The following is a 14,002-nucleotide window of genomic DNA, read 5'->3' as shown; positions in this document are numbered from 1 at the left end:
AACCTTATCACAAAGAGACTTAGGAATGTCTCAGATTTTCAAATATGCTAATTAATTTTTAATTAGGATGGTTTGGTTGTAGGGACAAATCATACAATGGGGCAGCAAGATCACTGTATTGTGATCCCGCGTCGCCTCCATTGATCTACCAGTCCTCGGTTATAAGAATTAGCAATTGCGCTTGCTCGGGTTTCGCTAAACTTAGGCCGAATGGCGAGGCGGCCTGAGAAACTAAACCGCCTGCCAAACGTGCCGATATTCTAAACTTTATTGAATAAATTAATATTTAACTGTGATTTAATCTTTCTTTAAAAAGCCATCCGGCATCTATTAAACGTTTAATGCATTCATGAAAAGCCATAACTTCGCTCGGTGGTAGTACATCAAAATCGGCTTGAGTAGATAAAGCAGCATGTAACCACTCGTGTAAATGATCTCGGTAAAGTTGAGGAGGAAATCCTTTAAAGCATTTTTCTAATGTTATATATGGATCAATAATTTCATCATCGGAAAGTGTTATCGGATAATAATCCCATTCTCGCCGTTCTACTTTCAATTCATCCTTTGAAATTCTTCCTGGAAGACGATTAAGGTCAGTCTGGTTTATTAGAAATAAATGAGTTGCTTCCATAAACCTCAAATTTTGATCGTAAACTAAAAGTAATGACTCCGGGCCAAGTTTTGGATCGTTGTAGTAATCATATTTGAGAACAAAATCTCTCCATTGATCGATCTTATCGAACTTCTTTTTTGGTAACCCAGTATCAAAATATTCCTTTATTGTTTTTAGTGGGTTGAGCAATTCACTTATCGTTAACGTTTTGGGGAAATGTTCCCATGGCGCTATTGGTCTGTCGTACATTTTTTTTAATTTAAAATCTTTGTAAATATCCTTTCAGATGACATTAACAGCGAAGCTGGCAGAGCCGGGAAATATTCCACGGTCTCTGCCGGTACTTTCGCTGCGTCCTTGGCGGTACCCTGTGCGGTTTCTTTATAATCAATCATCAGTTATAAAAAAATTACAATTGCTGACTTCATTAGTCTATGGCAGTTCCTTATTGATGATGTTCCATGGACACTCCTTAGAACAAATCACAGCGAAGCAGGCAGGGCCGGGGAATAATCCACGACCTCTGCCGATGTCTCAACTGTGGTCTTAGCAGTACCCGGTGCGGTCTCTTTTTTGGCCAGTTCTTGTATGAGATCAAGAAAGGCTTGCACTTGTGTGCATAATAAATCAGCTTCATGGTCAACTACCTGGTAGTTATCTTTATATCGGTTATCTGTATAACTTGAAGACAATATCCGGAAAAGATGTTTTTCGTTTGAAAAATGCCTCCTAAAAAGTATTGATGGTTCCTGAGAGAAACAGCTGCATAAATCCAACAGTCTGCTGATGTTGTGGATATCAGAGCGGTATCCGGTAAATAATCTGATCAAAGCTCTGCATCCTTGTTCAACCGCCTGGTGAAGCAAAAAGATCACATTGTTATCAAAGTCGTTTTCCAGACAAATGAAAGCGCTCTCCAAAAATCCAGCGGCAAGATTATAAAATCTCTTATAAGCTTCTTTGTCTTTTGAAGCCGCCTCATCGGCTTTTTTCGTATCAAATTCCGGTATCATGGTAAAGCCGTCCTTCGTGAAAACGAGTACTCCATTAAGGCATGTGTTTAGGAAAAAGAGATCATAATTGTAAACAGCTTTCATTACGGTTTCTTGTCCATGCTGTAAAATGAACGTTCCCGGAAATAATTTATTAATATAATCCTGCATCGCATGCTCTATCCGTGTAACCTCCTTGGTTAGCACTAAAAGATAGTAAAAGGTCTCCGACGAAGATTTTGGTTCATCAAAACAAGTCTTGTATTTGCTTGAATTGTTTATTGCGCCAAAACAAATAATCTTCTCTATTTGGTAATGATTATCAAGAGCTTTTGCTATTTCTTGCAATTCTTTAATTTGTTGATCGGTTAATTTTAATACTGTATTCTTCATAGCGTGAAAATTCATTTTGAAAAAGTTTAATGATTATTTGCAAAATGGTGTATTTGTTCCCCTCTGTCGGATTATCCAGGCTGCCGATATAAGTTTTTTTAACTTTTTAAACAGAGAAATAATTTCCTCTGCGGTCATAGAATTTACCGAATGAGGCGAGAGAGCAAAATCAATACATTCCATTAGATAGTCCCTAAATAGTTGAGGTTTGATTTTTTTAAAAATGCGTTTGATCAAAACATAAGGACAGGACAGTTCCTGCTCAGAAAGATTTTCAGGCATCCAGTACCATGTGCTCCGTTCGTTATCTAATTGTTCTTTACTTACTTTTCCTGAAGGTTCATCTTCGTTGACCAAATGCAAAACATATAAAGCATCAAGTAACTTCAAAGTTGAATGATACTTACTCAATAGCTTACCTGCACCCAGTCTTTCATGATTATAACTTTCATTCCCTATTACAAAAGATCGCCACGTCTTTAAATCCTTGAAATGGCCATTAGGCCAATCAAAGTCAAAATACTGTTTGAGAACAATTAATGGATATTGCAATTCCTGAAAACTAAGACTCTTGGGAAAATGATCCCAGGGAACATGTTTACCACAGTACATCATAATCTTACTATAAGCTTTAAGGGGTTTCTACTTGTTACTAAGTTTTTAAGATTCCGTTACACGTTTAAAAGATCACTGATAAGCATCAGCAAATCAGCTGTCTTAACCATCAAATCCATTATATCTTGTTCTGAAATATCTAATTTATCCCTGACCGACTCGGGATATACACTTTGCAAAAGATCAAACAATCTCGCGTGCCCGGCTTTTAAATCGAGAAACCAGTCTGACACTGTCTTATCAATAATCAAAGTCATCGTGATTAACCGGTTTAAATTGGGTATGGTCGTCTCAAAACCAATCTTAACATCCAGGTATTCAGTTAATGCTGCCTCTATAGAACGGTGTGCTGAATGAAGCGCATCCCCGAACTGTTTTTTTCTGATGTAATAACCTATCCCTGTGTAATGAAGTCTTGCGAATTTAAGTTGTGTTTCAAAGGGCGGAATGTTTAGTGTAGTTTCTTTGACCTCACGCCTCAAGGCATCGAGGCCAAGCCCTCCATTTTCGTAAATAACAACGCCATTTATGAGCGACCAGTTCAGAAACCTTCTTTCTAAAGGATTGTCGTTTTTGATAATTGACACACTTGAAACAATCGTAAAAATACCGATTAATGGCTTGAGACTGTTCTCGATCAATTCATTGACAAGATAATCCAACTCATAACGCGCTTCATCGATTAGCAGATAAAGGATATAACCGAACGGATTCTCAAGGGTACCGATTTCGATAATCGCCCTCACGGTTGGTTCAGTATTTAAAATCGCTTTTACAACTTCTTTTAGTGCAAGTATCGACGCTGGAGATCGCTTTATTAGCGATGTTGAGGTGTTCATATCCGCTTGTGTTACATTACTACTCCCTTCTTCCAGTGACTTCCCTTTAGTGGCTTTAAACTTAAAAAATGTATGCTCAGTTTCCCGCTGGAAAATTAGCCAGGCTGCCGAGTACATCTTTTTGAGATGTTCATATATCGTGATTATTTCGCCGGGTGACATGGACTCATCAACGGCATTAGTTGATAAAGCAGCAGCGAGCCATTCGGCAAGATGATCCCGGAATTCCTGCGGCTTAACTTTATCAAACGCTGCTTCGAGTATGGTGTACGGATCTAACAATTCTTTTTCTGAGAGCTCAAGCGGAAACCAAAGCCAATCATCTTTCTCCGCACTAAGCTGCTCCACATCTACCTTCTTTTTATTATAGGAAAACTCCTGATGCTCCAGGAAAAGCAAGTAAAGCCCTTCAATAAGCCGAACGTTAAGCTCATAATCATGAACAAGGACTCCCGGGCCAAAGCGTTTGTCACTGTAAAATCCGTCATTCACAACATGGTGACGCCAGGTTTTTAACGTTTCCTGGTGACCGCCCACATCATCGGCATCAAAAAAATATTTCACCGGTATCATCGGGTCCCTCACTTCTGAAAAACGAAGGAACTTTGGGGCATGATCCCAGGGAGCATAAACGCCACAATACATAAGCTTTCAATTTGATACCGATCTGCATTAACCGGCAGTACAAATCTCTGTGGCGAAAAAATGCTAACCTATTCTTTAGGCTTCTATCGCATACTTGAAATCTGGATATCTTATTCTCAATTCGGTTGATTTTTTTTATCATCGCAATAAATTGAATGCACCCGATTTAAAATAAAAGAGGCCGGGCTCTCGCCACGGCCTATCTGGCTATCACTCAAAATATTTTTTCGGATTAAAAATCCAAATTGCTAAGCACATAAAGTAAAGAACACATAATCATCATAACCGTTTCTTAATTCTTAGCCTTATCAATGGAAAGTTTAGAAAGTAAATTAACATTTGGTTTCTTTCCAATCTAACTCATTGCGATTGATGAGCAAATATGCAATTGATACCAATTTGTGAATTTGCTTAAAAACCAAATTCACTTGTTCGAAATCAAACATATCGTCACAGGGCCTCGCTGATAAGCCATATACCAAAAACTCCCATAGATAATCCCTTAACCGTTGTAACTCAATATTTTTAAACACTGTTTTGATTGTCTTATAAGGATCCATCCGTTCTCTTTTATTCAGATTCTTTGGGAACCATAGCGACTTACGGTTCTCCAAATTGACTTGCTCTTCAGTGTACATCGGAAAAGTATGTCCAATTTCAATCAAATCGTTTATGACAAATAACGCCTCACTTATTTTTAGGACAGCCTTGTACATATACAATAAATCTTCCCCGGAACCCAAAGCGCCCTCCTTGAAACAATCATATGCAATGACAGAATATTCCCACTCCTCCAAATCATTTTCATAATCAAACGACCATTCATCATAATAATCATCCAAGACAGAGAAGGGTGATCGTATTTCGTCAGCATCGAGATTTTTTGGACGGTTTTCCCAAGAATAAGATTTGAATCGATTCATTTTATTTTATTTAAGCGATTCATAATTCGATGTATTTCGAAATCGAAAGTCATTTCTCCTCCAATAAAGACGTGTAAAGACCTCTAATCGCAATATTTTCCCTTTTTAGTATATCGATTTCATGATAAGCTGCGTACAGCTCTTGGTGTGCCATAAGAGCCTCAGTACCCATTGCTACCATTTTAACGTGTATTTCTGGTGGCAAAAGCCCTGCTCCAGGAAGTTTTAATAAAGCTAAAACATCTTTCATCGTGTTAGCTCGCAGCTTGGCCTCTCTTTTTATGCTTATAAAAAAATAATCCGCGGGAATATCAAAAATTTTGCAAAGCTTAAAACAGGTATCATTATCCAGCAGTTTAACTTCATTTTCAAGTTCTACATAGGCCTTTTCGTCCATATTCAATAAACGTGCAAGCTGCCCTTCGGTAAACCCCTTAGCTTTACGTGCTATATACAATACGCTGTTCATATCCTTTTTTTACAAATAAGAAGAGTTTGGGGCGTATATAAAATTCTGCTACTTGCTAAAATATTCTCTCGTTAATCAGTCGGTCAGATTTAAACTCTTTTCGCGCCCTATATTTTATAAGTACTTGTATACCATATATTAGCCGGAAAAGTGCACTGTTTTCTTTTTGAAATTAAATAAATGCATAATGAGCGACATAGTATCAAAACCAAAGAATTTAGAACTACATCAAGGAATGGAGCAGCCATCAAGATATTATTTCTATATTAGATAAAGCAAGGCTTTTACAATTTTGTTTAATTTTGACACAATCGACATATAACCGATGAACACAAATACTGAAAAACCTAAAAATATCCATCAAGGCCGTAACATTAAACGTTTTCGTGAAATGCTGGGCTTGAAGCAAGAAGCGCTCGCGTACGCATTAGGTGAAGAGTGGAGCCAAAAAAGGGTATCACTGTTGGAGCAAAAGGAAGAAGTCGAGGAAGATATTTTAAATCAAGTTGCGATAATTTTGAAAGTTCCAGTGGATGCCATAAAAAACCTCGATGAAGATAAGGCTGTAAATATCATTGCCAATACTTTTACTGACTTTAAGGACAACGCATCAGCAATAAATAATAATTGTTCGATGCATTTCAATCCAATTGAAAAGATCGTGTCATTATATGATGAAAAAGTAGCTTTGCTTGAGCGGTTGTTAGAAAGTGAAAAGGAGAAAGTAGAAATGCTTAGAAAAGGTAATGGATAAATATATCGAACGATTTATAAAACAAGTTCAAGATATATCGGATATCGTTATAAAATTTCAATCGGAGCCCGTTCAAATCAGGATTGTGGAATTTCTACTTCCTTTTGTTGAACCTAAAGGCAAGCAAACGAAAAATTCTCCCGAACGAAACGAATTTGGAGTGGCATCGAAAAAAAAATCCTCCAATTCACGCTTTAAAAAGCCAGGCGTGAAAATTGTGTTGGATCAAGTTTTGCTAACCGACTTTTTTAACAAGGAAAGAACCATAGCCGAAATCATTGAACACTTGAATCAAGACGGCAACAAATTTAAAGCGACTGATGTATCGGGAATTCTACTTGCTTTTGTTAAAAAAGGAAGACTTATCAGATCTAATAACCCGCTGAACAATCGTTTCTTATATAAGAAACCTTAAAGCGTTAGGTTCGGTGACAACCATGTTAACAAATTAGTTTACATTGAATTGACTCCGAAGTTGCATAGCGGTATAGATACCATAGTATTTATTTAAGTCATAGAAAAGTAAATCGGCTTACATTCCTGTAATTACTTCACACTTTTTCTCGTTATAAACCATAATAAATTCCTAATAAGTAATAATTTCTGGATAGAATATTACTGAGCAATTAAAATAATAATTGTGAAAGTCAGGAAATTTATATCTGTTAACCAAATCTTATAACGAATCCTATGATTATCGCAACAAAAAACGATAAGGCAACGGTGGTAGACATTTTAACGCAAGCATTTATCGAAAACAAGAGTGTCAATTACATAATTCAACATGAAAAGAGTGTAAAAGAAATTGAAGCTCTGATGGAATACTCATTTGACATCTGCCTTCTTTTCGGTAAGGTGCTGCTTTCAGATGAACATAATGCCTGCGCATTAATCCTTTACCCGCAACGCAAAACTGTTAATTATCGATCCATCTGGCTGGATATAAAATTGATTTTTAACTCTATTGGGCTATTCAGGGTAAAAACTGCTCTGAGCCGTGAAGCTAAAATTAAAGCTTTTCATCCCAAATTACCGATAACATACTTATGGTTTATCGGGGTACTTCCTAATTACCAGCATCAAGGTATTGGTACCCAGTTGGTGTGGGAAATTATTCGGCTTTCTGAGACTGAGGGGATGCCAATATTTTTGGAAACTTCAACTTCGGAAAATTTACCGTGGTATCGAAATTTAGGATTTGAAGTATATCAAACACTTGACTTAACCTATTCTTTATACTTTTTGCGTCGTTAGGAGCGACGGAATATTTCTATGTTGGTTTTTGGAACACAAATGCATATTATAACTTTTGCATTTGTAGTGTTGGAGTTTTGCATGTTTAATTTCCAGTTGGCGAGATTTTTCTACCGGCCGCAGGATAAACACAGGAACTATTATGTATTGCTGCTGTTGTTGTTATTGTTCTATAACATTACCGGCGGTCTTTTCCCAGATCCTAATTTTTCTTTGGCGATTCCCATCCAATTAATGATTGCTTATGGAAGTGGATTTCTTATGGCGTCATTTTTTCCCCTGTTCTTTTACAAAGTAATGGAATTGCCGGCCTTGCGATGGCATGCATACTTCGGAGTGCCCCTGTTTTTGATACTTCCTTATGTTATTTTTTTTATAATCGATTATGCTATCCATGGCAATATAGATAAAGACTTAAAATATGGGCTAATCGTCCCATTTATCTATGCTATGGTATTGTTATATGTGATGTTCAAAAGTATCCGCGCTAAATACCTCGCGAATCGAAATGAAAAGCAATACTTTGAGGAGATCGCCATGTATTGCGCGATAAGCCCCTGGGCGTCATTGACGTTATTTGGTGTTGTGGAGGCAAGCCAGGTTATTGAAGTATTGTGCACCAACAGCGGGATCGTATTTATCACGATTATTTTTTTAGCACAATCTGTAAAGAATGCAAGAAATGAACAATCAAGGTCGGCCGAGACAATAACAACGGATTTCAGCGAAAAGTGTAAGGTATTTAAATTAACAAAGAGAGAAGTTGAGATAATATTACTATTTCGCAAAGGGTTAACTTATAATGAGATAGCTGAGGCATTATTTATTTCGTCGAAAACAGTAAGTAACCACGTTCAAAATATCTACGATAAAACAGGAGTTAATAATAAGGTTGCGTTGATCCATAAGCTATTTGAATAGACGTTTGAACTCGTATAGGGAATATCACCTATATGCATTTTTGAGTGTTTTTCCCTATATATTATTGAAAATATTGCGCTGTTATTTGCTTAATAATTAACACTAAGCAAATTTAAAAATGCACCAACGTTATCTTTCAATAACTAAACCACAAAATAAGCTATTAGAAGCGAATGACGGCAAACGTCCTCGAAAAAGTCATTTTATTTTAAACCTGTTAACCTCTTATAAACCCTTTGACAGTAGCTAATACTCGATAGCTTTTACCTCCTAATTTAAAACCATGCTGATCGCTAACTGAAAACTGGTAATTTTAAAAAAATGCTGATAGCTGGTGGATACACAATATTAAGCGCCGGCTTGGCCTGTTCTGTATTTTGGGTATACCAGTACCTCAGTTAGGGAACCCGCTATTAGCCCGCGCTTTATAGATACTTAAATATTTCTGTGAAAAGGGATGTAGCGATCTGCGGATCGTACAATTGACAAATTTAATATCTAAGACATGCTTAAATCTATCTGTGATGAATTATACCAAAGCTTTTTAGCGGAGCTAAGAATTACTACTTCAAAGGAAGCCAACGAGGTTATGCAGTTATCTGCGAACCTCTCAGTAATCAAAAAGTACCTTCAGTTATTGCGTTTAAATATCCTTGAACAAGGTTTCAAAGATGAGCAGGACGAAATTAATTTTTTTAAAAATATCAAGCCGAAATTTTTAGCTACTAAAATATTTATCGTCGAACGGTACAATGTGGAACAAAGCAAACAGGTCGGAACATGGAATAAACAATTTGCATTTTACGATAGCGAACTGGAATCCATCAACCGTTTTTATCAACGAAATGCTTACATGCATCAGTATTATCGACTGGGCCTGACGGAACTTGACCGGTCATATTTTCTGCGAGGGAAGGAAGCCCCGTCAATCTTTATCTATGAAGTGGACGAAATTTTTTTAGAGCTTTCAACATGGGGTGATTATATATTTTCAAAATTCAAAGCTTGTGAAATGTTGCAGGAATTTATTTTACAACAGATTAAAAATGGCGCACTGTCATCGCAACAAAAATACCCTGAGACTTTTCAATCCAAAGCCCTCAGTTGGACTGGGGAAAGCATAAACTTAGTTGAATTGGGTTACGCCTTATTGGACAGCGGCCAGATCAACAATGGCAAAGCAGGCGTAAATGACATTTTTAAATGGCTCGAAGAGCACTTTAACGTCTCCATAGGGATCCCTGCCCGTAGATTCGTAGAAATCAAAAGGAGGAAACGCCTTAGCAGGACACGCTTCTTAGACAATCTCAGGGAGTCGGTGAACAGAAAGATCGATGACGAAGAGGCTTACCATCCTGGAAAGCTTAAATCAAGGCGAAGTTGAAATTGTCACTTTGTAATTGATTGATATATAAGTCTTAATAATCAATTTTAGGCAACTTGTCCAAGGCCGATTTCAGATCTCCCAACCTTTGCTTTTGAATCCTGTCGCAATGGAGCGGCAGGACAAAAGCAATTTTATGATACTACATTTTTTCACATGGCAGCAATTTTTAGTTGCCGCGGTAATTTTTACAATCGCCTGGTATGCGGGCTATCTGCTTTTTACAGCAAAGGGTGCTAAAAAGCAAAAGACGGTCGAACGGCTGCAAAAGGATTGGGAAGATGAACTGGAAGATGACGAACTGGTTGGTGCAAATAAGCTGCCGGAAGGGGTTAGCGAAATCGAAGCGCATAAACTCGGTTTTGTACCCAGAGTTTGGGGTGAGCCAGATGCAGACGGAAGGGAAACACAGTTGGGTATCATACCTGACGTGCTACAGGATTTAAAGACGATTTTCCATATCCTCGAAAACGAAAACGGAACAAAGGACGATTTCTATTCCCTTTTTGCGTCTGTGAAAGCAAGATACTACAATATCGCAGAAATAGCAAACTTCACCGCAATTAATGAATTCATCCGCGAGAATGCCCTGTTCCCAATCTCGGATGAAGAATTAACTAACCTCTGGAACTAATCCCCTAAATGACAAAAACATGAAATCAGTTTTTAAAGCGATCTATATACATATCAAAAACGGCATTAGTGATTACCGCTCAGTGCCAGCAGAACAGAAGCGAATTGCGTTCACCAAAATGCTGATGTTCCTAATGGGTTTACTGACGGTCGATTACTGCTTTGGAGCGGATGGTGCGGCCGGTATTACACAGGCAACCACAATGGTCAAAGGTTATTTCGATGCAGGGTGTGACCTGATGTACGCAATAGGGGCGGTACTGGGCATTGTGGGTGCCATCAAAGTATTCCGCAAATGGAACGAAGGCGAGCCGGATACTAATAAAGTTGCAGCCGCCTGGTTTGGATCCTGCATCTTTCTGGTGGTAGTTGCAACAGTTATTAAATCATTCTTTGGGTTATGAGTAGCGTTTATCAGGTTAACAAAGGCATTAACAAAGCCATCGAATTTAAAGGTGTCAAAGCCCAGTATATCGGTTACTTAGCCGGCGGACTGGTTGCCTTACTACTGCTTTACGCAATCCTTTATATCTGCGGCGTCAATATGTGGGTCTGCCTGATTTTGATAGGCGCCGCGGGCACCGGTTTGGTAACCGGAATATTCCGGTTAAGCCACAAATACGGTCAGCATGGTTTAGCTAAACGAAACGCCAAAAGGAGCCTGCCCGACTATGTGAAATTTCACTCAAGGAAGTTATTCATACAATTAACAAAACAAAGCGATGGTAAACATTGAAGATATTTTGCCGGTGTACAAAGTTGAGAACGATTGCATTCTTTCCCGCCAGGGTGATATTACGATTGCCTTTAAGCTGGAGCTGCCGGATATTTTTACTATGTCAAGCCAGGAATACGAAGCATTACACCATGCATGGATAAAGGCCATGAAGGTGTTGCCAAAGCACAGCATCGTTCACAAGCAGGATGTTTTTATTCGTACCGGTTATCACAACAGTTTAAGTAACTCATTAAGTTTTTTAACTGCTGCAAGCGAACATTATTTTGAAGGCCGTCCATATCTGAAGCATACCTGCTATGTCATGTTGACCAAACAGCCAGGCAACCGAAGGACAGCGAGCAGTGGTTATTCAGGCCTGATGCGAAAATCCCCGGTTCCTCCGCAGTCTCTTAATGAAAACCTTTTTCGCGATTTTACCGAAAAGGCTGGTGCATTCGAGCGGATTTTATCGGACAGTGGTTTGATTTCATTAAAACGATTAAAGGCCGATGAACTGGCCGGAACCAAATCAAAAGCCGGAATTATTGAGCAGTATTGTTTTTTGCAGCCCGAAAACGAAAGGCCGTTGATCAAAGATGTGCACCTCAAAGACGAAATCCGGATCGGCGATGACCATTGCCAGTTGTTTACACTTTCGGACGTAGAAGACTTGCCTTCACTTTGCGGCAGCCGTGTCAATTACGATAGGTACAGTACCGATCGCACAAAATTCAGTATTGGTTTTGCTTCTCCGCTGGGATTATTGTTAGACTGTAACCACATCTGTAACCAGTTCATTTTTATTGGCGATGCCCAAAAAACGGTCAAGTCGCTGGAAAAGAAACGACTGCGATTGCAATCGTTATCTGCTTACAGCAGGGAAAATGCTATTGCCCGTGACGCCACCGGTGATTTTTTAAACGAGGCTATAGCCGAACAGCGGCTACCCGTCAAAGCCCACTTCAATGTAATGACCTGGACAAACCATGTTGATGGGATACAGGAGATCAGGAACAAAGTTGGTTCGGCTATGGCGCAAATGGATGCGGCTGGTAAGCAGGAATCGGACGGTGCACCACAAATCTGGTGGGCAGGTTTGCCGGGCAACGCCGCCGACTTTCCGATGAATGACACGTTCGATACTTTTCTGGAGCAGGCCACTTGTTTTTTAAACCTCGAAAGCAATTACCGCAGTTCGCATAGCGGTGCGGGCATTCGGCTCGGTGACCGGTTATCTGGGCAGCCTGTACGGGCCGATATTTCGGACGAACCCATGCAGAAAGGCTACATCACTAACCGAAACAAGATGGTATTAGGCCCATCCGGTTCAGGTAAATCCTTTTTTACCAATCACATGGTCAACAGTTACTATGAACAGGGTGCACATATTGTTTTGGTGGACGTCGGTCACAGTTATAAAGGGCTTTGTGATCTGGTCGGCGGTTACTATTTTACTTATGAAGAGAACAATCCGATCAAGTTCAATCCATTTTACATTGCTAAAGGTGAAGTGCTGGACATTGAAAAAAAAGAAAGCCTGAAAACTTTGTTGCTGGCGCTCTGGAAGAAAGAAAACGAGCATTTTGCCAGGTCCGAATATGTTGCCATTTCCAATGCCGTCACACTTTACTACCAGCACCTCGCAAAGCATCCGGCTGTTTTTCCTTGCTTTAATTCATTCTACGATTTTTTGATGAACGAATATCTGATAGTTCTGGAAAATGGGAAAGTCAAGGAAAAGGATTTTGACATCGGCAACCTCCTTTACGTGCTGAACCCTTATTACAAAGGCGGCGAATTTGATTACCTGCTTAACGCTACGGAAAACCTTGACCTGCTGAATGAGCGCTTTATTGTCTTTGAACTGGACAACATCAAGTCGCACGAGATTTTGTTCCCGGTGGTTACAATCATCATAATGGAGGTATTTATTTCCAAAATGCGCAAGCTTCCAAAAAACGTCCGTAAGCTGATCTTGATCGAAGAGGCCTGGAAAGCGATTGCCAAGGACGGTATGGCGGAGTACATCAAATACCTTTTTAAGACTGTCCGGAAGTTTTTTGGTGAAGCCATCGTAGTAACGCAGGACGTTGAGGACATTTTAAGCAGCCCGGTTATTAAGCAGGCCATCGTGAATAACAGTGACTGCAAGATCCTTTTAGATCAAAGCAAGTATCAGAATAAATTCGACGATGTACAGGAACTATTGGGTTTGACCGAAAAGGAAAAAGCGCTCATCCTGTCTATGAACAAGGCCAATGACCCTGCTTACAAATACAAGGAAGTATTTATCAGCCTGGGTGGACAAAGTTCAAAAGTATACCGGACTGAAGTTTCGCCCGAGGAATATTACGCCTACACCACGGAATCATCAGAAAAAGCACAGGTACTGGAATATGCCGGACAGTACGGAAGCATGGAAAAAGGGATCGCAGCATTAGTTGAATCAAAAATTAAATCGAAGCAATGAAAAAGTTCATTTATCCATTGGCAATTGCAGTCCTGGGATTGGCTGCCTGCCAGAGTGAAAACAACAAGGTTAAAGATTTTATTCCCGGCAAATATGTCAATGAAGCGCAAAGCGAATACAGTGTAGCCAACGATACCCTCATTATCGAACCAGCCAAAAATACCGAAAGCATATACGCGATTACCCGAAATACCGGTTACAGGCGCATTACAGGGGGGAAACTTCAGGGCCTTCAGCACCAGGTAAAACACTGGACAGGCGAATGGGATGATCAAAAACAAACGCTGCAAATCATCCAAACCGGTAAAGTGCTGTTTTTCAACCCCGAGAAAGGCAGCCTTCTGAACGGGAACAGCGAATACAGGAAACTGTAACGCCT

Annotated in this window: 16 protein-coding genes; 10 read left to right on the top strand and 6 right to left on the bottom strand. The window is 39.4% G+C overall.

The window, feature by feature from the left end:
• Positions 1-286: 286 nt before the first annotated feature.
• From ACP26M_RS08650 to ACP26M_RS08625, 6 genes are all read right to left on the bottom strand, one after another.
• Positions 287-862 (bottom strand): hypothetical protein, encoded by a 576-nt coding sequence (locus ACP26M_RS08650; protein ID WP_426587973.1) that lies wholly within the window; start codon positions 860-862, stop codon positions 287-289.
• A 233-nt stretch (positions 863-1,095) separates the two neighbouring features.
• Positions 1,096-1,998 (bottom strand): HEPN domain-containing protein, encoded by a 903-nt coding sequence (locus tag ACP26M_RS08645; RefSeq protein WP_426587971.1) that lies wholly within the window; start codon positions 1,996-1,998, stop codon positions 1,096-1,098.
• Positions 1,999-2,031: 33 nt separating this feature from the next.
• Entirely contained in the window at positions 2,032-2,613 is a 582-nt protein-coding gene (locus tag ACP26M_RS08640; protein WP_426587969.1) for a hypothetical protein, read from the bottom strand.
• 56 nt (positions 2,614-2,669) lie between these two features.
• The gene (locus ACP26M_RS08635) at positions 2,670-4,097 is read right to left on the bottom strand and encodes a hypothetical protein (RefSeq protein WP_426587967.1); all 1,428 of its coding nucleotides are present in this window, start codon (positions 4,095-4,097) and stop codon (positions 2,670-2,672) included.
• A 332-nt stretch (positions 4,098-4,429) separates the two neighbouring features.
• Positions 4,430-5,020, bottom strand: a complete 591-nt coding sequence (locus ACP26M_RS08630) for a hypothetical protein (protein WP_426587965.1) — start codon at positions 5,018-5,020, stop codon at positions 4,430-4,432.
• A 49-nt stretch (positions 5,021-5,069) separates the two neighbouring features.
• Positions 5,070-5,489, bottom strand: coding sequence for a helix-turn-helix transcriptional regulator (locus ACP26M_RS08625; RefSeq protein WP_426587963.1), 420 nt, complete (start codon positions 5,487-5,489; stop codon positions 5,070-5,072).
• 325 nt (positions 5,490-5,814) lie between these two features.
• Between ACP26M_RS08625 and ACP26M_RS08620 the strand changes: the two genes are divergently transcribed.
• From ACP26M_RS08620 to ACP26M_RS08575, 10 genes are all read left to right on the top strand, one after another.
• A complete protein-coding gene (locus ACP26M_RS08620; RefSeq protein ID WP_426587961.1) occupies positions 5,815-6,243 on the top strand; it encodes a helix-turn-helix transcriptional regulator in 429 nt (142 codons plus the stop codon).
• Positions 6,236-6,658: a hypothetical protein gene (locus ACP26M_RS08615; protein WP_426587959.1), complete on the top strand. Its 423-nt coding sequence runs from the start codon at positions 6,236-6,238 to the stop codon at positions 6,656-6,658. The genes ACP26M_RS08620 and ACP26M_RS08615 overlap by 8 nt, the downstream gene beginning before the upstream one ends.
• Positions 6,659-6,933: 275 nt before the next feature.
• Complete coding sequence (locus ACP26M_RS08610; protein ID WP_426587957.1) at positions 6,934-7,497, top strand: GNAT family N-acetyltransferase; 564 nt, start codon at positions 6,934-6,936, stop codon at positions 7,495-7,497.
• Positions 7,498-7,644: 147 nt separating this feature from the next.
• The gene (locus tag ACP26M_RS08605; protein WP_426587955.1) at positions 7,645-8,418 is read left to right on the top strand and encodes a response regulator transcription factor; all 774 of its coding nucleotides are present in this window, start codon (positions 7,645-7,647) and stop codon (positions 8,416-8,418) included.
• Between the two features lie 505 nt (positions 8,419-8,923).
• Positions 8,924-9,802: an RteC domain-containing protein gene (locus tag ACP26M_RS08600; RefSeq protein WP_426587953.1), complete on the top strand. Its 879-nt coding sequence runs from the start codon at positions 8,924-8,926 to the stop codon at positions 9,800-9,802.
• Between the two features lie 109 nt (positions 9,803-9,911).
• Positions 9,912-10,436 carry a hypothetical protein gene (locus ACP26M_RS08595; protein WP_426587951.1) on the top strand — a complete coding sequence of 175 codons (525 nt, stop codon included), beginning with the start codon at positions 9,912-9,914 and terminating at the stop codon, positions 10,434-10,436.
• A 118-nt stretch (positions 10,437-10,554) separates the two neighbouring features.
• Positions 10,555-10,839: a DUF4134 domain-containing protein gene (locus tag ACP26M_RS08590; RefSeq protein ID WP_426589708.1), complete on the top strand. Its 285-nt coding sequence runs from the start codon at positions 10,555-10,557 to the stop codon at positions 10,837-10,839.
• A complete protein-coding gene (locus tag ACP26M_RS08585) occupies positions 10,836-11,171 on the top strand; it encodes a DUF4133 domain-containing protein (RefSeq protein ID WP_426587949.1) in 336 nt (111 codons plus the stop codon). The genes ACP26M_RS08590 and ACP26M_RS08585 overlap by 4 nt, the downstream gene beginning before the upstream one ends.
• Positions 11,158-13,623, top strand: a complete 2,466-nt coding sequence (locus tag ACP26M_RS08580) for a TraG family conjugative transposon ATPase (RefSeq protein ID WP_426587947.1) — start codon at positions 11,158-11,160, stop codon at positions 13,621-13,623. The genes ACP26M_RS08585 and ACP26M_RS08580 overlap by 14 nt, the downstream gene beginning before the upstream one ends.
• Positions 13,620-13,997 (top strand): hypothetical protein, encoded by a 378-nt coding sequence (locus ACP26M_RS08575; protein ID WP_426587945.1) that lies wholly within the window; start codon positions 13,620-13,622, stop codon positions 13,995-13,997. Before ACP26M_RS08580 ends, ACP26M_RS08575 begins: the two co-directional genes overlap by 4 nt.
• The last annotated feature ends 5 nt before the right edge of the window (positions 13,998-14,002 follow it).

Origin of the sequence: Mucilaginibacter sp. R-33, from assembly GCF_049949235.1 — a bacterium.
Taxonomy (GTDB): domain Bacteria; phylum Bacteroidota; class Bacteroidia; order Sphingobacteriales; family Sphingobacteriaceae; genus Mucilaginibacter.
The sequence above is the reverse complement of the archived record's forward strand: the minus strand, read 5'-3'. Positions and strand labels throughout refer to the sequence as shown.